Source organism: Cupriavidus oxalaticus, from assembly GCF_038900635.1.
Lineage (GTDB): Bacteria > Pseudomonadota > Gammaproteobacteria > Burkholderiales > Burkholderiaceae > Cupriavidus > Cupriavidus oxalaticus_B.
The window spans coordinates 852,959-874,296 of the sequence record NZ_JAYMRX010000001.1; the positions used below are offsets into that span (position 1 = coordinate 852,959).

General features: G+C 67.5%; 20 protein-coding genes and 1 pseudogene. 14 read left to right on the forward strand and 7 right to left on the reverse strand.

The window, feature by feature from the left end:
• Position 1 precedes the first annotated feature (1 nt).
• From pabB to VSR71_RS03985, 4 genes are all read right to left on the reverse strand, one after another.
• Positions 2–1,717, reverse strand: a complete 1,716-nt coding sequence (pabB, locus tag VSR71_RS03970) for an aminodeoxychorismate synthase component I (protein ID WP_342912684.1) — start codon at positions 1,715–1,717, stop codon at positions 2–4.
• Between the two features lie 259 nt (positions 1,718–1,976).
• Positions 1,977–3,122 carry a molecular chaperone DnaJ gene (gene dnaJ / locus VSR71_RS03975; RefSeq protein WP_342912599.1) on the reverse strand — a complete coding sequence of 382 codons (1,146 nt, stop codon included), beginning with the start codon at positions 3,120–3,122 and terminating at the stop codon, positions 1,977–1,979.
• Between the two features lie 171 nt (positions 3,123–3,293).
• Positions 3,294–5,237: a molecular chaperone DnaK gene (gene dnaK, locus VSR71_RS03980; protein WP_342912600.1), complete on the reverse strand. Its 1,944-nt coding sequence runs from the start codon at positions 5,235–5,237 to the stop codon at positions 3,294–3,296.
• Positions 5,238–5,450: 213 nt separating this feature from the next.
• Positions 5,451–6,005, reverse strand: coding sequence for a cob(I)yrinic acid a,c-diamide adenosyltransferase (locus tag VSR71_RS03985; RefSeq protein ID WP_342912601.1), 555 nt, complete (start codon positions 6,003–6,005; stop codon positions 5,451–5,453).
• Between the two features lie 300 nt (positions 6,006–6,305).
• On the opposite strand from VSR71_RS03985, the gene VSR71_RS03990 reads away from it, so the two are divergent.
• The 12 genes from VSR71_RS03990 (at position 6,306) to VSR71_RS35275 (ending at position 16,858) form a co-directional block, all read left to right on the forward strand.
• Complete coding sequence (locus VSR71_RS03990; RefSeq protein ID WP_342912602.1) at positions 6,306–7,736, forward strand: FAD-binding oxidoreductase; 1,431 nt, start codon at positions 6,306–6,308, stop codon at positions 7,734–7,736.
• Positions 7,737–7,747: 11 nt separating this feature from the next.
• Positions 7,748–8,638 carry a LysR substrate-binding domain-containing protein gene (locus VSR71_RS03995; RefSeq protein WP_342912603.1) on the forward strand — a complete coding sequence of 297 codons (891 nt, stop codon included), beginning with the start codon at positions 7,748–7,750 and terminating at the stop codon, positions 8,636–8,638.
• A gap of 12 nt (positions 8,639–8,650) precedes the next feature.
• Positions 8,651–9,166 (forward strand): GNAT family N-acetyltransferase, encoded by a 516-nt coding sequence (locus tag VSR71_RS04000; protein WP_342912604.1) that lies wholly within the window; start codon positions 8,651–8,653, stop codon positions 9,164–9,166.
• 218 nt (positions 9,167–9,384) lie between these two features.
• Positions 9,385–10,908 carry an FAD-linked oxidase C-terminal domain-containing protein gene (locus VSR71_RS04005; RefSeq protein ID WP_342912605.1) on the forward strand — a complete coding sequence of 508 codons (1,524 nt, stop codon included), beginning with the start codon at positions 9,385–9,387 and terminating at the stop codon, positions 10,906–10,908.
• Between the two features lie 10 nt (positions 10,909–10,918).
• Positions 10,919–11,845: an ion transporter gene (locus VSR71_RS04010; RefSeq protein ID WP_342912606.1), complete on the forward strand. Its 927-nt coding sequence runs from the start codon at positions 10,919–10,921 to the stop codon at positions 11,843–11,845.
• A gap of 37 nt (positions 11,846–11,882) precedes the next feature.
• Positions 11,883–12,986 (forward strand): glycolate oxidase subunit GlcE, encoded by a 1,104-nt coding sequence (gene glcE / locus VSR71_RS04015; RefSeq protein ID WP_342912607.1) that lies wholly within the window; start codon positions 11,883–11,885, stop codon positions 12,984–12,986.
• Positions 12,987–13,036: 50 nt separating this feature from the next.
• A complete protein-coding gene (gene glcF, locus VSR71_RS04020; protein WP_342912608.1) occupies positions 13,037–14,290 on the forward strand; it encodes a glycolate oxidase subunit GlcF in 1,254 nt (417 codons plus the stop codon).
• Between the two features lie 188 nt (positions 14,291–14,478).
• Positions 14,479–14,856: a CidA/LrgA family protein gene (locus VSR71_RS04025; protein ID WP_342912609.1), complete on the forward strand. Its 378-nt coding sequence runs from the start codon at positions 14,479–14,481 to the stop codon at positions 14,854–14,856.
• Positions 14,853–15,578 carry an LrgB family protein gene (locus VSR71_RS04030; protein WP_342912610.1) on the forward strand — a complete coding sequence of 242 codons (726 nt, stop codon included), beginning with the start codon at positions 14,853–14,855 and terminating at the stop codon, positions 15,576–15,578. Before VSR71_RS04025 ends, VSR71_RS04030 begins: the two co-directional genes overlap by 4 nt.
• A gap of 85 nt (positions 15,579–15,663) precedes the next feature.
• The gene (locus VSR71_RS04035; protein ID WP_342912611.1) at positions 15,664–16,035 is read left to right on the forward strand and encodes a VOC family protein; all 372 of its coding nucleotides are present in this window, start codon (positions 15,664–15,666) and stop codon (positions 16,033–16,035) included.
• Between the two features lie 15 nt (positions 16,036–16,050).
• A complete protein-coding gene (locus VSR71_RS04040) occupies positions 16,051–16,740 on the forward strand; it encodes a YafY family protein (RefSeq protein ID WP_342912612.1) in 690 nt (229 codons plus the stop codon).
• Entirely contained in the window at positions 16,679–16,858 is a 180-nt protein-coding gene (locus tag VSR71_RS35275) for a hypothetical protein (RefSeq protein ID WP_428979339.1), read from the forward strand. The genes VSR71_RS04040 and VSR71_RS35275 overlap by 62 nt, the downstream gene beginning before the upstream one ends.
• A 61-nt stretch (positions 16,859–16,919) precedes the next feature.
• Here the strand turns inward: VSR71_RS35275 and VSR71_RS35280 are convergent.
• From VSR71_RS35280 to VSR71_RS04055, 3 genes and pseudogenes are all read right to left on the reverse strand, one after another.
• Positions 16,920–17,276: pseudogene (locus VSR71_RS35280) on the reverse strand (glutathione peroxidase); the annotation flags it as partial.
• Between the two features lie 36 nt (positions 17,277–17,312).
• Positions 17,313–18,452: a PilT/PilU family type 4a pilus ATPase gene (locus VSR71_RS04050; RefSeq protein WP_342912614.1), complete on the reverse strand. Its 1,140-nt coding sequence runs from the start codon at positions 18,450–18,452 to the stop codon at positions 17,313–17,315.
• Positions 18,453–18,543: 91 nt separating this feature from the next.
• Positions 18,544–19,587 carry a type IV pilus twitching motility protein PilT gene (locus VSR71_RS04055; protein WP_063240245.1) on the reverse strand — a complete coding sequence of 348 codons (1,044 nt, stop codon included), beginning with the start codon at positions 19,585–19,587 and terminating at the stop codon, positions 18,544–18,546.
• Between the two features lie 67 nt (positions 19,588–19,654).
• Between VSR71_RS04055 and VSR71_RS04060 the strand changes: the two genes are divergently transcribed.
• Positions 19,655–20,344 carry a YggS family pyridoxal phosphate-dependent enzyme gene (locus VSR71_RS04060; RefSeq protein WP_342912615.1) on the forward strand — a complete coding sequence of 230 codons (690 nt, stop codon included), beginning with the start codon at positions 19,655–19,657 and terminating at the stop codon, positions 20,342–20,344.
• A 42-nt stretch (positions 20,345–20,386) separates the two neighbouring features.
• Positions 20,387–21,220 carry a pyrroline-5-carboxylate reductase gene (proC, locus tag VSR71_RS04065; protein ID WP_342912616.1) on the forward strand — a complete coding sequence of 278 codons (834 nt, stop codon included), beginning with the start codon at positions 20,387–20,389 and terminating at the stop codon, positions 21,218–21,220.
• Positions 21,221–21,338: the final 118 nt, after the last annotated feature.

A 21,338-nucleotide genomic window follows, 5' to 3' on the forward strand; every position in this document is an offset into this window, starting at 1 on the left:
CTCAGATAAGCGTTGCCGGTATTGCGCCGCGCAGTGCATTGACTACCACGACCGCGTCGGCTCGCGCCAGCATGGCGCGGGTGATGACGCCCTCCGCCACCGTTTCACCAGGCGCGCCGAGTACCGCGCCGCCTTGCTCCAGCACGACCGCGCGCATCACCCCAGGCAGGATGTCGGCCGACAGCGGCGGCGTCAGCCAGCGGCCATCGATGCGGACGAAGACCGAGCTGCGCCCGCCTTCCAGCAATTCGTCGCGGGTATTGAAGAACAGGCGGTCGAAGCCGCCGACACGCTCGGCGGCCTGCCAGCCGGCGTCGTAGACCGCGCGGGCGCTGGTCTTGTGGCGGCGCAGCGGATCGGCGTCGGGCAACGGTTCGGGCGCCAGGTCGACCGTGACCGGCCCTTGCAACGGCACCACCGCGCCACTGGAGAAGGACAGCGTGCCCCCCTTGTCCAGCGCCAGGCGCAGTCGCCAGGTACCGGCGCCAAGCTGCGCGGCCTGCGCAGCCACCGCCGCCCGTGCCGCTTCGGCATCGAAGGCAAACCCGAACGCGCGCGCCGAGGCCGCAAGGCGCGCCAGGTGGCGGTCCGCCTGCAGGCATCCGCCGTCCTGCACGCGCATGGTCTCGAACAGCGTGAAGCCGGGATCGAGCCGCGTCAGGAAGCGCGCCTTCCAGCCGCATTCCGCGAATTCCTCGGCGGCTACGCTGTCGTGGACGATGCCGCCGCCAACGCCCATTTCGCCGGCTCGCAGCCCGCTCGCCGCCGGCTGCGCCAGCACCAGGGTGCGGATTGCCACGGACAGCGCGAACGGGCCCATGGTGGCGCCGGCTTGCGGGGCATCGATCCAGCCGATCGCGCCGGTGTACAGGCCGCGCGGCGTGCCTTCCAGCTCGGCGATGATCTCCATGGTGCGCCGCTTGGGCGCGCCGGTGATCGAGCCGCACGGGAACAGCGCCGCCATCAGCGCGCCGAAGCCGGTATCGGGACGCGCCGTGGCGGTGACGGTCGAGGTCATCTGCAGGACCGCGCCGAACGGCTGCACGGTAAAGCGCTCGGGCACGGCCACGCTGCCCGGCTGCGCGATGCGGCCCAGGTCGTTGCGCAGCAGGTCGACGATCATCACGTTCTCGGCGCGGTTCTTGGCATCGGCGGCGAGCGCGGCCGCGGCCTGCGCGTCGCGCTGCGCATCGCCCGAACGCGGCGCGGTGCCCTTCATCGGGCGCGTCAGCAGGTGGCCGCCGCCGTCGTGGCGCACGAACAGCTCCGGCGACAGCGACAGCACCCAGCCGTCGCCAGGCAGCCGCGCCAGCGCACCGTAGGGCACCGGCTGCGCGACGCGCAGCGCGGCGTACAGCGCTACCGGATCGCCGAAGGCGTGGCAGCGCAGGCGCTGCGTGTAGTTGACCTGGTAGGTGTCGCCGGCCTCAATCCACTGGTGGATGCGGGCGATGGCGTCGTCGAAGGCTGCGCGCGGGGTGTCGGAGACGACGTCCATCAGGCCGGCCGGCGCTGGCCCGGCGTTGGCCTGAAGCCAGTCAGCCACGGCCGCGCCGTCGAGGCGGCGCAGCTCGCGGAACCAGAGCAGGCGCAGCGCGCCGTCGTGGCACGGCATGGTCGCGCCGGTGTGGACCGGGGCATCGACCAGCGCGCCGCCAAACTCGTAAGGGGCGAACAGCGTGGCGTGCCAGCCCTGGCGCCAGCCTTCGGCTAGCATTGCGTCGAGCCGGGCGATATCGCTGCCGGCGGGCAGCACGTCTTCGCCGAGGAAGCCGGTGTATAGGCGCGATGCGGCTTGCGACGCGGTGGCGGTGGCGTCATCGAGAAGGACGAACACCTCTCCTTTCGCTGAGGGCGTGCTCCCCTCTCCCGCGCGCGGGAGAGGGGAGAAAACCACGTGCGTGCGTCGCGATCGTCGCACAAAAACAAAACCGGCCACGCTCTCACGTGGCCGGTCTCATACCGCCCAAGCCGGATCAGCTGAAGAAACTCTTCACCTTGTCCAGCCAGGATTGCTCCTGCGGGCTATGCCGCGAACCGCCCTCGTGCACCGACCGGTCGAACTGGCGCAGCAACTCCTTTTGGGCCTCGGTCAGCTTGACCGGCGTCTCCACGTTCACATGCACGTAGAGATCGCCCGGATAGCCCGAACGCACGCCCTTGATGCCCTTGCCGCGCAGCCGGAAGGTCTTGCCCGATTGCGTCGCCTCGGGCACCGGGAAGGTGGCCTTGCCGTTCAGCGTCGGCACTTCCAGGTCGCCGCCCAGTGCCGCGGTGGCAAAGGAGATCGGCATCTGGCAGTGCAGGTCGTCGCCGTCGCGCTCGAACACCGCGTGCTGCTTGATGTGGACTTCCACGTACAGGTCGCCCGGCGGCCCGCCGTTGATACCCGGCTCGCCGTTGCCCGACGAGCGGATGCGCATGCCTTCGTCGATGCCCGCCGGGATCTTCACTTCCAGCGTCTTTTGCGACTTCAGCTTGCCCTGGCCGTGGCACTTGGTGCACGGCTTGGGAATGAACTTGCCGCTGCCGTGGCACTTCGGGCAGGTCTGCTGCATGGTGAAGAAGCCCTGCGACACGCGCACCTGGCCGGCGCCGTGGCAGGTCGGGCAGGTCTCGACGCTGGAGCCCGGCTCCGCGCCCTTGCCGTGGCAGTGGTCGCAGTCGTCCCAGTGCGGCACGCGGATCTGCGCCTCGTGGCCGTGCGCGGCCTGCTCCAGGCTGATCTCCATGCTGTAGCGCAGGTCGGCGCCGCGATAGGCCTGCGGGCCGCCGCCGCCGCGGCGACCGGCCTGCTGCTGGCCGAAGATGTCGCCAAAGATGTCGCCGAAGGCCTCGGCGAAACCGCCGTAGCCCTGTGCGCCGCCGAAGCCGCCGGCCATGTTGGGGTCGACGCCGGCGTGGCCGTACTGGTCATAGGCCGCCTTCTTATCCGCGTCGGAAAGCATCTCGTAGGCCTCTTTGACCTCCTTGAATTTTTCCTCGGCGACCTTGCCGTCCTTGCCCTCCGGATTGCGGTCCGGGTGGTACTTCATCGCGAGCTTGCGATAAGCCTTCTTGATTTCGTCGTCGCTCGCGTTCTTGCCTACCCCGAGCACTTCGTAGTAGTCACGTTTTGCCATGGTGGCTCATTACCCTTTGGCCGGCAGGCGCATGCGGCACCGTACCGGCGAATAGCAAAAAAGCCGAGCGAGGCATCCGACGGCGGTTTCCCGCTGGGTCCGATGGCCGCGCCCGGCGTCGGGGCGGGAGCGGTGCCGGCCAGTGCCTGCACCGCCGCCCGCGTGTCCCGATTACTTCTTGTCGTTGACTTCCTTGAATTCGGCGTCCACAACGTTGTCGTCCTGCGGCTGGGCCTGCTGCTGCGCGCCGGCACCTGCCGCACCCGCTGCGCCCTGCTCGCCGGCCTTGGCCTGCATGTCGGCGTAGACCTTCTCGCCCAGCTTCTGGCTGACTTCCGACAGCGCATTGACCTTGGCATCGATCTCGGACTTGTCGCCGCCGCGGGCGGCGTCTTCCAGTTCCTTGATCGCGGCTTCGATCTTTTCCTTCTCACCGGCTTCCAGCTTGTCGCCGTATTCGGTGACTGCCTTCTTGGTCGAGTGGATCAGCGCGTCGGCCTGGTTGCGGGCGTCAGCCAGCTCGCGGGCCTTCTTGTCTTCCTCGGCGTTGGCCTCGGCGTCCTTGACCATGCGCTGGATCTCGTCTTCCGACAGGCCCGAGTTCGCCTTGATGGTGATCCGGTTTTCCTTGCCGGTCGCCTTGTCCTTGGCGCCCACGTGCAGGATGCCGTTGGCGTCGATGTCGAACGAGACTTCGATCTGCGGCGTGCCGCGCGCTGCGGGCGGAATGCCTTCCAGGTTGAACTCGCCCAGCAGCTTGTTGCCCGAGGCCATTTCACGCTCGCCCTGGAACACCTTGATGGTCACCGCCGGCTGGTTGTCGTCGGCGGTCGAGAACACCTGCGCGTGCTTGGTCGGGATGGTGGTGTTCTTGGTGATCATCTTGGTCATCACGCCACCAAGCGTCTCGATACCCAGCGACAGCGGCGTCACGTCCAGCAGCAGCACGTCCTTGCGGTCGCCCGACAGCACCGAGCCCTGGATCGCGGCACCGACGGCCACGGCTTCATCCGGGTTCACGTCCTTGCGCGCTTCCTTGCCGAAGAACTCCTTGACCTGCTCCTGCACCTTGGGCATGCGGGTCATGCCGCCGACCAGGATCACGTCGTCGATGTCGCTGACCTTGACGCCGGCGTCCTTGATCGCGGTGCGGCACGGCTCGATGGTGCGGGTGATCAGCTCTTCGACCAGGGATTCCAGCTTGGCGCGGGTGATCTTCAGGTTCAGGTGCTTCGGACCCGAGGCATCGGCCGTGATGTACGGCAGGTTGATCTCGGTCTGCTGCGAGCTCGACAGTTCGATCTTGGCCTTTTCAGCGGCTTCCTTCAGGCGCTGCAGCGCGAGCACGTCCTTGGACAGGTCGACGCCCTGGTCCTTCTTGAACTCGCCGATGATGTAGTCGATGATGCGCTGGTCGAAGTCTTCGCCGCCCAGGAAGGTATCGCCGTTGGTCGACAGCACTTCGAACTGCTTCTCGCCGTCAACGTCCGCGATCTCGATGATCGAGATGTCGAAGGTACCGCCGCCGAGGTCATACACGGCGATCTTGCGGTCGCCCTTCTCGTTCTTGTCCAGGCCGAAGGCCAGCGCGGCCGCGGTCGGCTCGTTGATGATGCGCTTGACGTCCAGGCCGGCGATGCGGCCGGCATCCTTGGTCGCCTGGCGCTGCGAGTCGTTGAAGTACGCCGGCACGGTGATCACGGCTTCGGTCACCGGCTCGCCGAGGTAGTCCTCGGCCGTCTTCTTCATCTTGCGCAGCACTTCGGCGGAAACCTGCGGCGGCGCCAGCTTCTGGTCGCGCACCGACACCCATGCGTCGCCGTTGTCGGCCTTGACGATGGAGTACGGCATCAGGCCGATGTCCTTCTGGACTTCCTTCTCTTCGAACTTGCGGCCGATCAGGCGCTTGACCGCGTACAGCGTGTTACGCGGGTTGGTGACGGCCTGGCGCTTGGCCGGCGCGCCGACCAGGATTTCGCCGTCTTCCATGTAGGCGATGATCGACGGGGTGGTGCGTGCGCCTTCCGAGTTTTCGATGACCTTGGGGGTGTTGCCCTCCATGATCGCGACGCAGCTATTGGTGGTACCGAGGTCGATACCGATGATCTTACCCATTATTCTCTCCTCTTGAGCCTTCGCTATCCGCGCGGCTGCAATTCAACCTGAGGCCGAAATGTGGCCGTCCGGGGTCTTTTCAAGGGCAGAAACGGCAAATCCGAGTAAATTTCTCGGATTCTGCGTTTCCTCAACGGCATTGGCGGCCGGGGCTTGAGCCAAAAATGCCATACCCCGCAACCATAAATGCGGCTTAAATAACTTTTCTGCGCCTTAGCTGACTTGCCGGTCGCGCTGCCACAGCACATCCGAGCCGCCGCCGGCCCGGTTCAGCACCCGCGCCAGCACGAACATCAGGTCCGACAGCCGGTTCAGGTACTGGCGCGGGGCCTCGTTCAGCGGCTCGGCCGCGCCCAGCGCCACCAGCGCGCGCTCGGCGCGCCGGCATACGGTGCGGCACACATGGGCCTGGGCCGCGGCGCGGCTGCCGCCGGGCAGGATGAATTCGGCCAGCCGCGGCAGGTTGGCGTTGTAGTCGGCCAGCCAGGTGTCGAGCTGCGCCACCTGCTCGGACTTGAGCAGGGTGTAGCCGGGGATGGAAAGCTCGCCGCCCAGGTCGAACAGGTCGTGCTGGATATGCAGCAGCGCGGCGCGCACGTCGTCGGGAAGCGTCTCGGTCAGCAGCACGCCGACGTGGCAGTTCAGTTCGTCGACGTCGCCGATGGCGGCGATGCGCAGGCTGTCCTTGCCGGTGCGGGTGCCGTCGCCCAGGCCGGTGGTGCCGGCATCGCCGGTGCGGGTGGCAATCTTGGACAGGCGGTTGCCCATGCCGGTCTCCTCTTGGCTGGTAAGCGTGTTGGGGGAAATGGAGCATTATCGCGCCGGAGCGCAGGGATACGCCATGCTGGCGAGGGTCCGCCAACTCCCTCCTTCGGTGCGGGTCCCGCTTGTGCGGCTATCGGCCAAGCCGGCGCCGGCCAAGGGTGGATGAGCCGCCGCGCGGCGTAGAATGCCATTATTCGTCCATTCGATAACCGGGTCGCGCCCCCGCCTGCCATTCCCTTCCGGACCGCAAGACCGGAACGCCACCGCCGGCAACACCGCCGCGCCGACCCGCCGGAGACCCGCATGAACCACCCCACGCCGTCCGCCGCGCTCGACCGCCGTCCCCTGCCGCCCGCTTTCAGCGAGGCCCTCGCGGCGCGCTTCGGCGAGCGCTTCACCACCTCGGCCGGCGTGCGCGAGCATCATGGGCGCGACGAATCGCCGTTCCCGCCGGCCGCGCCGGACGCGGTCGTTTTCGCCCACAGCACCGACGAAGTCGCCGAGGTGGCGCGCCTGTGCAACCACCACGGCGTGCCGCTGATTCCCTACGGCGCCGGCTCGTCGCTGGAAGGGCACCTGCTGGCCGTGGCCGGCGGGGTCAGCCTCGACCTGTCGCAGATGAACCGCGTGCTGGCGGTGCAGCCCGAGGACCTGACCGTGACCGTGCAGCCCGGCGTCACGCGCAAGCAGCTGAACCAGGAAATCAAGGACACCGGCCTGTTTTTCCCGATCGACCCTGGCGCGGACGCGTCGCTGGGCGGCATGTGCGCCACGCGCGCCTCCGGGACCAACGCGGTGCGCTACGGCACCATGCGCGAGAACGTGCTGGCGCTGACCGTGGTGACCGCCGACGGCCGCGTGATCCGCACCGGCACGCACGCGCGCAAGTCGTCGGCCGGCTATGACCTGACCCGCCTCTTCATCGGCAGCGAAGGCACGCTCGGCATCATCACGGAGGTCACGGTGCGGGTCTACCCGCAGCCGGAGGCGATCTCGGCCGCGGTGTGCGCCTTCCCCAGCATGGGTAGCGCGGTGCAGGCCGTGATCCAGACGATCCAGCTGGGCGTGCCGGTGGCGCGCGTTGAATTCGTCGATGCGCTGGCGATCCGCGCCATCAACCGCCACGACAACCTGACGCTGCCCGAGACGCCGCACCTGTTCTTCGAATTCCACGGCACCGAGGCCGGCGTGCGCGAGCAGGCCGAGACCGTGCAGCAGATCACCGCCGAGCACGGCGGCCAGGGCTTCGAGTGGGCCACGCGCCCCGAGGACCGCAGCCGGCTGTGGAACGCGCGCCATACCGCCTACTTTGCGATGCTGCAGCTCAAGCCCGGCTGCAAGTCGGTCACCACCGACGTGTGCGTGCCGATCTCGCGCCTGGCCGAGTGCGTGACCGAAACCGAAAAGGACCTGAACGCCTCCGCGCTGCCCTGCCCGATCGTCGGCCACGTCGGCGACGGCAATTTCCACGTCGCGATCCTGGTCGACCCGGACAAGCCGGAGGAAATGGCCGAAGCCGAGGCCATCAACCAGCGCATCGTCGAACGCGCGCTGGCGATGGGCGGCACCTGCACCGGCGAACACGGCGTGGGGCTGCACAAGCAGCGCTTCCTGGTGAAGGAGCACGGCGAGGATGCGCTCGACCTGATGCGCGTGATCAAGGACGCGCTCGATCCCAACCATATCCTCAACCCGGGCAAGATCTTCAGTGCCACGCGCGGCGGCGCGCACTGAATCAGCCCGGCATGGCATCCATGTTCAACCGCGTCCCGCCGCTGCACCTGCTGATCGCCTTCGAGGCCGCGGCGCGCCTGGGCAGCTTCGCGCGCGCGGCCGAGGAGCTGTCGGTCACGCCCAGCGCCGTGTCGCACCGCATCAAGAACCTCGAGGAGCTGTGGGGCGAAGACCTGTTCGTGCGCGCCAACGCCGCGCTGCGGCTGACCGCTGCCGGCACGCGCTACCTGCGCAACGTGCAGGACGCGCTCAAGTCGCTGAACGAGCTGGCGCGGCCCGAGTACAACAAGCTGCGCACGCGGCTGCGCGTGGCGATCCCGCCGACCTTCGGGCGCCAGCACCTGGTGCCGCGGCTGCCCGAGTTCGGCGCGCTGTACCCGCATATCGACCTGGAACTGCACCTGGCGATCCCGTTCCTCGACGTCAAGGCCGAGGACACCGATGTCGAGATCCGCTACGGCACCGGCCGCTATCCCGATCTGAAGACCACCAGGCTGCTGGTCGAGCCAGTGTTCCCGGCATGCGGGCGCGAATACTACGAACGCGTCAACGGCCGCGCCATCACCAAACCCGAACACCTGCACGGCCTGGTGCTGCTGCGCAGCCCGCTGGAACCGTGGAAGCCGTGGTTCGAGACCGCCGGGCTGGACTGGCCCGAGCCGCAGACCGGGCCGCAGTTCAACGACATCGGACTGATGCTGGAAGCAATCGCGTCCAACCAGGGCGTGGCGCTGGTGCGCCAGCGCATGGCGCGGCACTGGCTGTCGCTGGGGCAGATGGTGCGGCTGCTCGATATCGAATCGGTATCGCCGCACGGCTATTACATCGTCGAGCGCGAACAGGCGCCGCTGAAGCCCGAGGCGCGCTATTTTGTCGACTGGCTGCTGAGCCTGGACTGGTAGGAGACCGCCCATATGGAGATCCGGCTGCTGACCCCCGCCGATGCCGAAGCCTTCCACGCGCTGCGCCTGCAGGGCCTGGCCGAGGCGCCGGAAGCCTTTGCCGCCAGCCTGGAAGAAGAACAGGACCTGGCGCCCGAGGCGGTGGCGCAACGCCTGGCGCCGAGTGCCGACAAGGCCGTGTTCGGCGCCTTCGAGGGCACCGCGCTCGCCGGCGTGGTCGGCATCATGCGCGAGCCGCGTCGCAAGCACTGGCACAAGGCATCGATCTTCGGCATGTATGTGGCGCCGGGCTGGCGCGACAAGAAGCTCGGCCGCGCGCTGATGGAGCGCGCGCTGGAGCAAGCCGCCGCCATGGAAGGCGTGCGCCAGGTGCTCCTGTGCGTCAATGCCGGCAGCGCGGGCGCGGTGCGGCTGTACGAGTCGCTCGGCTTCGAGCGTTTCGGCCTGGAGCCCGAAGCGCTGTATGTCGCGCCGCACTTCTACGACAAGCTCGACATGGTGCTGCGGCTGCCGGCCCCGGCACACTGACGCGGGGGCGCCGCCTTTCCTGCACTCCCCCAGCACCCGCCGGCCAGTGCTACGCTGAAAACGGGGCCGGTGCCCGCCTGGCCATGATGAGCATTTTTGATCGGCTTGCCATGCGGAATTCACGTGCCTGGTGATGCCCGCGGCATGAGGCCTGCGCTATAGTCAGCCGTCCCCACGGCGGGCCGCCCGCCCGGCCCGACCAGAGTCCAGGAGTCGCCATGAATGCCCCGCACGAAGCCCGCACCCTCGCCACCGACGGCACCGCAGGCGCGCAGGCCACCGCCGAAGGCCGTCGCAATGCGCTGCTCGCCGGCCTGGCGCAGATCCTGCCGGATGCCGCGCTGCTGTCCAGGCCAGAGGACACCGTGCCCTACGAGTGCGACGGCCTCGCCGCGTACCGCCAGGTGCCGATGGCCGTGGCCCTGCCCGACACCGAGGAGCAGGTCTGCGCAATCCTGCGCCTGTGCCACAAGCTGGGCGTGCCGGTGGTGCCGCGCGGCGCCGGCACCAGCCTGTCCGGCGGCGCCATGCCGATCGCCGAAGGCCTGGTGCTGTCGCTGGCCAAGTTCAAGCGCATCCTGTCGGTCGACCCGTATTCGCGCACCGCGGTGGTCCAGCCGGGCGTGCGCAACCTGGCCATCTCCGATGCCGCCGCGCCCCACAACCTCTATTACGCGCCCGATCCCTCGTCGCAGATCGCCTGCACCATCGGCGGCAATGTCAGCGAGAACTCCGGCGGCGTGCATTGCCTGAAGTACGGCCTGACCGTGCACAACGTGCTGCGCGTGCGCGCCGTGACCATGGAAGGCGAGGTGGTGGTGTTCGGCTCGGATGCGCCCGACTCGCCCGGCCTGGACCTGCTGGCCGTGCTGATCGGCTCCGAAGGCATGCTGGCCGTGGTCACCGAGGTGACCGTGCGCCTGATCCCCAAGCCGCAGCTGGCGCAAGTCATCATGGCGTGCTTCGACGACGTCGAGAAAGGCGGCAATGCGGTTGCCGATGTGATCGCCGCCGGCATCATCCCGGCCGGGCTGGAGATGATGGACAAGCCCGCCACCGCCGCGGTGGAAGAATTCGTGCACGCCGGCTATGACCTCGATGCCGCCGCCATCCTGCTGTGCGAATCCGATGGCACGCCCGAGGAAGTGGCCGAAGAGATCGAACGCATGAGCGCGGTGCTGAAGGCGTCCGGCTGCACCCGCATCGTGGTCTCGCAGAACGAGGCCGAGCGCCTGCGCTTCTGGAGCGGGCGCAAGAACGCCTTCCCCGCCGCGGGCCGCATTTCGCCGGACTATTACTGCATGGACGGCACCATCCCGCGCAAGCATATCGGTACGCTGCTGCGCCGCATCGAAGAGATGGAACGCAAGTACAGCCTGCGCTGCATCAACGTGTTCCATGCCGGCGACGGCAACATGCATCCGCTGATCCTGTTCGATGGCTCGGACCAGGACGAATGGCACCGTGCCGAGCTGTTCGGCGCCGACATTCTGGAAGCGTGCGTCGAGCTGGGCGGCACCGTCACCGGCGAGCATGGCGTGGGCGTGGAGAAGCTCAATTCGATGTGCGTGCAGTTCTCGCCCAGCGAGCGCGAGGCGTTCTTCGGCGTCAAGGCGGCCTTCGATCCGGCCCGCCTGCTGAACCCCGACAAGGCCATCCCCACGCTGGCGCGCTGCGCGGAATACGGCAAGATGCACGTCAGGAAAGGACTGCTGCCGCATCCGGACCTGCCGCGCTTCTGAAGCCCGCGCCATGGCCAACGAACGCCGACGCCAGCAGCAGGAAGCAGTGGCTCGCCAGCGCCTGGGCCGGCCCGAAACCGGCTGGCGCCAGCGCTGGTACACCATCATCTTCGAGGCCGACACGCGCGAAGGACGGCTCTTCGACGTCTCGCTGCTGATCGCCATCGTCGCCAGCGTGATGGTGGTGATGCTCGACAGCATGGCCGCGGTGCACAGCCGGCTTGGGCTGCTGTTCACGGTGCTGGAGTGGACCTTCACGCTGTTCTTCACGGCCGAATACGCGATGCGCATCCTGGTGGTGCGCCGGCCGTGGCGCTATGTCTTCAGCTTCTACGGCGTCATCGACTTTATCTCGATCATGCCGACGTGGCTGGCGTTCTTCGTGCCGGGGCTGCACTTCCTGATCGACGTGCGGCTGCTGCGGCTGCTGCGCGTGTTCCGGATCCTCAAGCTGACCGTGTACTTCGAGGAAGCCGAGATCCTGTACCGGGCGCTGGTCAACAGCCGGCGCAAGATCTTCGTGTTCCTGGGCACGGTGTTCATCATTACCGTGATCCTCGGCACGGTGATGTATGTGGTGGAAGGGCCGGAGCACGGCTTCCACAGCATCCCGGTAAGCATGTACTGGGCGGTCGTGACGCTGACCACCACCGGCTTCGGCGACATGGTGCCGAAGACGGCGCTGGGCCAGTTCATCACCTCGCTGACGATCCTGCTGGGCTACGGCATCATCGCCTTCCCCACCGGCATCGTCGGCGCCGAGCTGGCCGCGAGCATCCTGAAGAAGCCGCTGACCACGCGCACCTGCACCCATTGCCTGACCGAGGGCCATGAGCCCGACGCGATGTACTGCAAGCACTGCGGCAGCGCGCTGCCGGATTACCAGAACGACAGGCCTGAAGTTCCCGGCGGCCGCGACGGCAAGCCCGGATCCTGAGCCGCCAGAAACAATATCCTCTTCACCACCCACGCATATGCAAGCCACCCTCGACGCCTTCCGCGACGCCGTCAGGCAAGCCACCGAAACCCGCACGCCGCTGCGGTTGCGCGGTGGCGGCAGCAAGGACTTCTACGGCCAGGCACCTGAGGGCCAAGTGCTGGACACGCGCGCCTATGCCGGCATCGTCGACTATGACCCGGCGGAGCTGGTGATCACCGCGCGCTGCGGCACGCCGCTGGCGGAAATCGAAGCCGCACTGGCCGACAAGCGCCAGGTGCTGGCCTTCGAGCCGCCCCATTTCGCGCTGCCAGGCCAGGCCAGCGCGGCCACGCTGGGCGGCGCGGTGGCCGCCGGCTTGTCGGGCCCGCGCCGGCAGTCAGCAGGCGCGCTGCGCGATTTCGTGCTGGGCGCGCAGCTGATGGACGGCAATGGCGAGGTGATGAACTTCGGCGGCCAGGTGATGAAAAACGTGGCCGGCTACGATGTGTCGCGGCTGCTGGCGGGGTCGCTGGGCACGCTTGGGCTGGTGCTGGAAGTTTCGCTCAAGGTGCTGCCCGCGCCGTTCGACGAAGCCACGCTGCGCTTCGAGCTAACGCAGGCCGATGCGATCAGGCAGCTGAACCAGTGGGGCGGCCAGCCGCTGCCGCTGGCCGCGTCAGCCTGGCATGACGGTGTGCTGCACGTGCGCCTGGCAGGCGCCACCGCGGCGGTGCATGCCGCCTGCGCACGACTGGGTGGCGAGCGTGTCGATGCCGCCGTGGCCACCGCGCTGTGGCAATCGCTGCGCGAGCAGACCCACGCCTTCTTCAGCCCGGCGCACGCGGGCCGCGCGCTGTGGCGCCTGGCGGTGCCGCCGGTCGCCGCGCCGCTGGACCTGCCTGGCCAGCAACTGGTGGAATGGGGCGGCGGCCAGCGCTGGTGGCTGCCCGCCGATGGCGCCACCAAAACCGATGCCGAAAGCGTGCGCGCCGTGGCCCAGGCCGCCGGCGGCCATGCCACGCTGTTCCGCAACGGCGACAAGTCGGTGGGCGTGTTCACGCCGCTGGCCTCGCCGCTGGCGGCAATCCACCGCCGCCTGAAAGCGACGTTCGATCCCGCCGGCATCTTCAATCCGCGGCGCATGTATCCCGGACTCTGATCCAAACCACCCAAGCGTTCCAACGCCCAGGCAAAGACCTCCCCCACACCATGCAAACGACCCTGGCCGATTTTCTCCGCGGCACGCCCGAAGGCGAGGAAGCCAAATCCATCGTCGGCAAATGCGTGCATTGCGGCTTCTGCACCGCCACCTGCCCGACGTATCAGCTGCTCGGCGATGAGCTCGACGGGCCGCGCGGGCGCATCTACCTGATGAAGCAGGTGCTGGAAGGCAATGCCATCACCGAAAGCACGCGCCTGCACCTGGACCGCTGCCTGACGTGCCGCAACTGCGAGTCGACCTGCCCGTCGGGCGTGCGCTACGGGCGCCTGGTCGACATCGGCCGCAAGGTGGTCGACGACAAGCTCGAAGCCGAAGGCATCCAGCGCCCCGCCGGCCAGCGCATTGCGCGTTGGGCGCTGCGCGAGGGGCTGACGCGACCGAAGCTGTTCGGCACCGCGCTGCGGCTCGGCCAGATGGTGCGGCCGATCCTGCCGGGCGCGCTGCGCAGCAAGGTGCCGGCGCTGTCGCAAGCCGCCGAGCCGGGCACCTGGCCGCGCAATGTCCACGCACGCAAGATGTTGTTGCTCGACGGTTGCGTGCAGCCGGCGATGTCGCCCAACATCAATGCCGCGACCGCGCGCGTGCTCGACCGTGTCGGCGTACAACTGGTGGTGGCGCGCGAGGCGGGCTGCTGTGGCGCAATCCGTTTCCACACCGGCGACCACGACGGCGGACTCGACAATATGCGCCGCAATATCGATGCGTGGTGGCCGCATATCGAAGCCGGCGCCGAGGCCATCGTGATGACGGCCTCCGGCTGCGGCGCGATGGTCAAGGATTACGGGCATCTGCTGCGCAACGATCCGAAATACGCAGAGCGCGCGCGACGCGTTTCCGCATTGACCCGCGACCTGTCCGAGATCCTGCCGGACTTTGCCGACGATCTGCATGCCCTGGCCGGCGCGGTGCCGCGCGACAGGCGGCGCGTGGCTTACCACCCGCCCTGCACGCTGCAGCATGGCCAGCAGATCCGCGGCAAGGTGGAAGCGCTCTTGACCGGCCTCGGCGTGGAGGTCAAACTCTGCGCTGACAGCCACCTGTGCTGCGGCTCGGCGGGCACGTATTCGGTGCTGCAGCCGGAACTGGCCTACCGCCTGCGCGACGACAAGCTCGGCAAACTGCAGGCCACGCAGCCCGAAGCCATCGTGTCAGCCAATATCGGCTGCATCACGCACCTGCAAAGCGGTACCGATACGCCGGTGATGCACTGGGTCGAACTGGTCGACCGGATGCTGGGCTGACTGGCACACGGGGCCGGATCACGGCCGTGTGGTTGTCTCCCCTCTCCCGCTTGCGGGAGAGGGGCGGGGGTGAGGGTGAGCGGTTCGTCGGGCGATATCGCATCAAGACGCGCCGGCCCTCACCCCCGGCCCCTCTCCCATTCATGGGAGAGGGGAGAAACAGAGCGACCTACGAGGCGACCGCCCCCATGCTCCAGACCTTTGCCATCCTGCTGGTTTTCCAATCCGTCGGCGAGGTGATCAGCTACGCGCTGCGCCTGCCGGTGCCCGGCCCCGTGCTCGGCATGATCCTGCTGTTCGGCTGGCTCGTCTTCGACGACCGCCTGCTGCCCATCATCCAGGGCACCACCAGCGAACTGCTCAAGCACCTGTCGCTGCTGTTCGTTCCCGCCGGCGTCGGCATCATGGTCCACGCCAACCGCATCGAAGGCGAATGGATGCCGATCCTGGTGGCGCTGGTGATTTCCACCTGGCTCGCCATCGCCACCACCGCCGTGGTCACGCGCATGCTGATGCGCAAGCGCACCGGCGCGCCCAACGCCGATGCGGAGGGAGAACAGGCATGATGACACCACGCCTGAACGAGATCTGGGTCTACCTGGCCGCGAGCCCGCTGGTCGGGCTGACCGCCACGCTGCTCGCCTACGTCTTCGCCTTCCGCATCTACGAGAAGTCGCGCTTCTCGCCGCTGGCCAACCCGGTGATGATCGCGGTGGCGCTGCTGGTCACGGTGCTGACCGTCACCGGCACGCCGTACAAGACCTACTTCGACGGCGCGCAGTTCGTGCACTTCCTGCTCGGGCCGGCCACCGTGGCGCTGGCGGTGCCGCTGTACATGCAGCTGCCCAAGCTGCGCACCCATGTGTTCCCGCTGCTGGCCGGCCTGGTGGCCGGCTCGGTGGTCGCGGTGGTGTCGGCGGTCGGCACCGCGTACCTGCTGGGTGCCTCGCCGGAAACCGTGCGCTCGCTGGCGCCCAAGTCCGTGACCATCCCGATCGCCATGGGCGTAGCCGAGAAGATCGGCGGCCTGCCGTCGCTGACCGCGGTGCTGGTGATGGCTACCGGCATCATCGGCGCGGTCAGCGCCACCAGCCTTCTCAACCTGCTGCGCATCCGCGACTACAGCGTGCGCGGCTTTGCCACCGGCGTGGCCGCGCACGGCATCGGCACCGCGCGCGCGTTCCAGGTGAACCAGGAAGCCGGCGCCTTCGCCGCGCTCGGCATGGGCCTGAACGGCGTGCTGACCGCGATCCTGGTGCCGGTGATGGCGGCCTGGATGCCACACTGACAGCCTCCTGACAGCACGCTGTCAGCAGCCCCCGCGCATGATGCGAGCTCCTCACTCCCCATCACCCGGAACCAAGGAGCCCGTCATGAGCAACCGTCTGATCAACTGGCTGGAAATCCCTGTCGTCGACATGGTCCGCGCCATCGGATTCTACGAACAAGTCTTCGCCACCAAGCTGCGCCGCGAGACCATGAGCCAGATCGACATGGCCGTGTTCCCGCACCCCGATCCCGGCGGCGCGCTGGTTGCCGGCGAAGGCTACCGCCCCAGCAACTACTACGGCACGGTGCCCTACCTGCACGCCCCCGACCTCGACGCACTGCTGGAGCGCGCCGCGCGCGCCGGCGGCAAGACCGTGTTCGGGCCGCTGCGCCTGCCGGGCGAGATCGGCCGCATCGCGCATATCACTGACAGCGAAGGCAACCGCATCGGGCTGCACGAGCCCTTTGCGGGATAAGGAAGGCCGCTACGGATGAGCCGCCGCGCCGATCGCCTCTTCCAGATCGTCCAGGTCCTGCGCGGCCGCCGCCTGACCACGGCGGCGCTGCTGGCGCAGCGGCTCGGCGTGTCGGAACGCACGGTCTATCGTGATATCCAGGCGCTGTCGCTGTCAGGGGTGCCGGTCGAGGGCGAGGCCGGCATCGGCTACCGGCTGCGCGCCGATTTCGATGTCCCGCCGCTGATGTTCAGTGCCATGGAAGTGGAAGCGCTGGTGGCCGGCCTGCGGCTGCTGAAGGCCTGGGGCGGCGGTGCGCTCGCCGCCGCGGCCGATCCGGCGCTGGAGAAGCTGGTCGCCGCATTGCCGCCGCCGCGCAGGCTCGCGGCGCAGCAAAGCCGCGTGTTCGCGCCGGAGTATGTCAACCAGTCGCACGTGCGCGACACCTTCGACGTCGTGCACGGCGCACTGGGCGAGCAGAAGCTGCTGCTGCTCGACTACTGCGACGCGCAGCAGCGCATCACCGAACGCGTGGTGATGCCGCTGGGCCTGTTCTTCTGGGGCAATGCGTGGCTGCTGGCGGCGTGGTGCACCACGCGCTCGGACTACCGCAGCTTCCGCCTCGACCGCTGCCGCGCCATCCGCATGCTGGACGACCATTTCCATGAAACGCCGGACCGGTCGCTCAACGGATTCCTGCGCGCGGTGCGCGCCAGCGGCGCGTAGCCTCAGGCCGCCGGATCGGACAGCAGCGTATCGATATCCTTGCGCAGCTCTTCCGGCTTGGTGGTGGGGGCGTAGCGCTCGTACACCGTGCCATCGCGCCGCACCAGGAACTTGGTGAAATTCCACTTGATGCCCTGCGTGCCCAGCACGCCGCGCTTTTCGGTGGTGAGCCAGCGGTACAGCGGATGCGCCTGCTCGCCATTGACGTCGATCTTGGCGAACATCGGGAAGCTCACGCTGAAGCGCGATTCGCAGAACTGGCCGATCTGCTGCGCATCGCCCGGCTCCTGCTTGCCGAACTGGTTGCACGGGAAGCCCAGCACCTCCAGCCCGCGCTCGCGGAATTCCTCATAGAGCTTCTGCAGGCCGGCATACTGCGGCGTGAAACCGCATTCGCTGGCGGTATTGACCACCAGCAGCACCTTGCCCTGGAACTGCGTCAGCGGCACGGGCTGTCCGGACAGCGAATTGGCTTCGAACTGGTAGATATTGCTCATGGCAGACTCCTGCGGACTCCTTGCACGTGGCCGAAGCATACGCCCATGCGCGCCGGCGTGCACGGCAGCCCGGCTCTAGATCACGTTCAGGTGCTCGGTGCCGGCGCCCAGGTCGGTGTCCCTGGCGTGCGCGCTGTGCAGCTTGATCATCAGGCGCAGGTCATTGAGCGAATCGGCATTGCGCAGCGCGTCCTCGTAGGTGATCTTGCCTTCCTCGTAGAGGTCGAACAACGCCTGGTCGAACGAAATCATGCCCTGCTCGCGCGATTTCTTGATGACTTCCTTCAGCTCGTGGATCTCGCCCTTGAAGATCAGGTCGGCCACCAGCGGCGTGCCGATCATGATCTCGACCGCCGGCACGCGGCCCTTGCGCCCGGCGCGCGGCAGCAGGCGCTGCGACACCATCGCCTTCAGGTTCAGCGACAGGTCGATCAGCAGTTGCTGGCGCTTTTCCTCGGGGAAGAAGTTGACCACGCGGTCGATCGCCTGGTTGGCGTTGTTGGCGTGCAGCGTGGCCAGGCACAGGTGGCCGGTTTCCGCGTACTGCATCGCGTACTCCATGGTCTCGCGGTCGCGGATTTCGCCGATCAGGATCACGTCGGGCGCCTGGCGCAGCGTGTTCTTCAGCGCCACGTGCCACGACTCGGTATCGATGCCGACCTCGCGCTGCGTGACGATGCAGTTCTGGTGCGCGTGCACGTATTCGATCGGATCCTCGATGGTGATGATGTGGCCGTAGGAATGCGCGTTGCGGTGGTCGAGCATCGCCGCCAGCGTGGTCGACTTGCCCGAGCCGGTCGCGCCGGTCACGATCACCAGGCCGCGCTTGGACATCACGATGTCATGCAGCGTCGGGGGCAGGTCCAGGTCCGCCACTGACGGAATCCGCGTATTGATGGTCCGCACCACCATGCCGGCCTTGCCCTGCTGGATAAATGCAGACACGCGGAAGCGCCCCGCCTTGGGCGCAGTGATGGCGAAGTTGCATTCGCGGCTGGTGTCGAAGTCCTGCACCTGCCGCTCGTTCATCACCGAGCGCACCAGGCCCAGCGCCTGCGTCGGGTTCAACGGCTGCTGCGACACCGGCGTGATCTTGCCGTCCACCTTGATCGCCGGCGGGAAGTCGGCGGTGATGAACAGGTCCGAGCCGCGGTTGCTGACCATCAGCTCCAGCAGGTCGTTGATGTACTTGGCGGCGGATTCGCGATCGAGCATGGCAGTGTCCTGCGGGAGTGCGGCCGTCGCATTCGCGGAGCGGCCTGGAGGGCAAGGCGTCGGCGCGGGCCTTCAGCGGCCCGCGGGTGCCTCAGCCCATGAACGCGTCGGGATTCTTGGCAATGGCGCGCGCATCGTTGTAGCTGATGGCGCTGCGCTTGATCAGGTCCGACAGGCACTGGTCCAGCGTCTGCATCCCCAGCCCGCTGCTGGTCTGCATCATCGAGTACATCTGCGCGATCTTGTTCTCGCGGATCAGGTGCCGGATCGCCGGCGTGGCGATCATGATCTCGTGCGCGGCGGTGCGGCCGTTGCCGTCGCGGGTCTTGAGCAGCGTCTGCGAGATCACCGCTTCCAGCGATTCGGACAGCATGGTGCGCACCATGTCCTTCTCTTCCGGCGGAAACACGTCGACCACACGGTCGATGGTCTTGGCGGCGGAACTGGTATGCAGCGTGCCGAAGACCAGGTGGCCGGTTTCGGCCGCTGTCAGCGCCAGGCGGATGGTTTCCAGGTCGCGCAATTCGCCCACCAGAATGACGTCCGGATCTTCACGCAGCGCGGAGCGCAGCGCGTTGGCGAACGAATGCGTGTGCGGTCCCAGCTCGCGCTGGTTGATCAGGCTCTTCTTGGAGTTGTGGACGAATTCGATCGGGTCTTCCACCGTCAGGATGTGACCCATGTCGTTTTCGTTGCGATGGTCGACCATCGCCGCCAGCGTGGTGGACTTGCCCGAGCCGGTCGGGCCCGTCACCAGCACCAGCCCGCGCGGCTTCATGCACAGATCGGCGAATACCGCCGGCGCGCGCAGCTCTTCGAGCGTAAGAACCTTGGAGGGAATGGTACGGAACACCGCGGCCGCGCCGCGCTGCGTGTTGTAGGCATTGACCCGGAAGCGTGACAGGCCAGCGATCTCGAACGAGAAGTCGATTTCCAGCCGTTCTTCGTAGAGCTTGCGCTGGGTATCGCTCATGATGTCGTACACCATGGCGTGGACATCCTTGTGCGCCATCGCCGCGACATTGATCCGGCGCATGTCGCCGTGGATCCGGACCATCGGCGGCATGTCCGATGACAGATGAAGATCGGACGCCTTGTTCTTGACGGCGAAAGCCAATAGCTGCGCGATGTCCATCTATAATGACCCCACCCTGGAATAGTTATCGGTACTTTAAGTACTTCTTTTATATGTCCGCCGGATTATGTCTGTGATTGCCGCCAACTTGCAAGCCGTGAACCAGCGCATTGCGGCGGCTGCACAACAGGCTGGCAGGCAACCCGGCGACATCGCCCTGCTGGCCGTTTCCAAGACCGTATCCGCTGACCGCGTACGCGCCGCCGCCGAGGCCGGACAGCTCGCCTTTGGCGAGAATTATGTCCAGGAAGGGGTGGAGAAAATCGCCGCGCTGGCCGATTTGCGGGGCCGGATGCAGTGGCATTTCATCGGCCCGCTGCAAAGCAACAAGACGCGGCTGGTGGCGGAGCATTTCGACTGGGTGCATGCCATCGACCGGCTCAAGATCGCCGAGCGGCTGTCGGCGCAACGCCCGGCCGGGATGGCCCCGCTGCAGGTCTGCCTCCAGGTCAATATCAGTGGCGAAGCCAGCAAGAGCGGCGTCGCGCCGGCCGAAGTGCCGGTGCTGGCGCAGGCGGTTGCCGCGCTGCCCGGCCTGCGGCTGCGGGGCCTGATGGCGATTCCCGAACCCGAAGACAATCCCGCTGCCCAGCGCCGGCCCTTTGCCTCCATGCGCGCGTTGCTGGGCGAACTGCGCGAAGACGGCCTTGACCTCGACACGCTGTCGATGGGCATGTCGGGCGACATGGAAGCCGCCATCGCCGAGGGCGCCACCATGGTGCGGATCGGCACTGCGATCTTCGGTGCGCGCGGCTGAGCCGGCGCCTTCCCTATCCATCAAGACACGACAGAGATTCCCATGCTCGATACCCTTACCTTCGGCTTTCTCGGCGGCGGCAATATGGCTTCCGCGTTGATCGGCGGGCTGATTGCCCGCGGCGTTCCCGCTGGTTCGATCCGGGTGGTCGATCCTTTTCCGGAGGCACAGCAGCGCCTTGCGCGGGATCTGGGCGTCCACGCTGCGGGGGCGCCAGACGCGGCGTTCGGCGCCAGCGACGTGCTGGTGCTGGCGGTCAAGCCGCAGCAGTTCCGCGAAGCCGCGGCGCAGCTGCAGCCGCACCTGCCGGCCGGGGACGGCAACCTGGTGATCAGCGTGGCGGCGGGTATCCGCTTGCAGGACATGCAGCGCTGGCTGGGTGGGCGCAATCGGGTGGTGCGGGCGATGCCGAACACGCCGGCGCTGGCGGGGATGGGGATGACTGGCCTGGCGGCGCCGGCCGGGTTGTCATCAGGTGACCGCGAAGTCGCCAGCGCGGTGGCGCAGGCGGTTGGCAAGTGTGTGTGGGTCGAAAACGATGCGCAGATCGATGCTGTTACCGCCATCTCTGGCAGCGGGCCCGCTTATGTCTTTTATTTCATCGAGGCGATGCAGCGGGCGGCTACTGAATTGGGGTTGAGTGCCGAGCAGGGGCGCGAGCTGGCGGTTGAGACTTTCCGCGGTGCTGCGGCGCTTGCCGGGCAGTCTTCTGAGCCGGTTTCGACGTTGCGTGAACGGGTTACGTCAAAGGGCGGTACTACCTATGCTGCGCTGACGGCTATGGATGCTTCCGGGATTGGTGATGCGTTCGTGCGGGCGATGCATGCTGCTGCGGCGCGGGGGAAGGAGATGGGGGGGGAATTTGGGAAGGACTAGTGCTCGGGGGCTTTCGCTGCTGATGACATGCTGTCGGCCGTTGAAGCGCTCGGTTCCGCCCTTCTGGCCCGCTGTCGCTATTGGCGACATGCTGTCGGCCGTTGAACCGCCTGGTTCC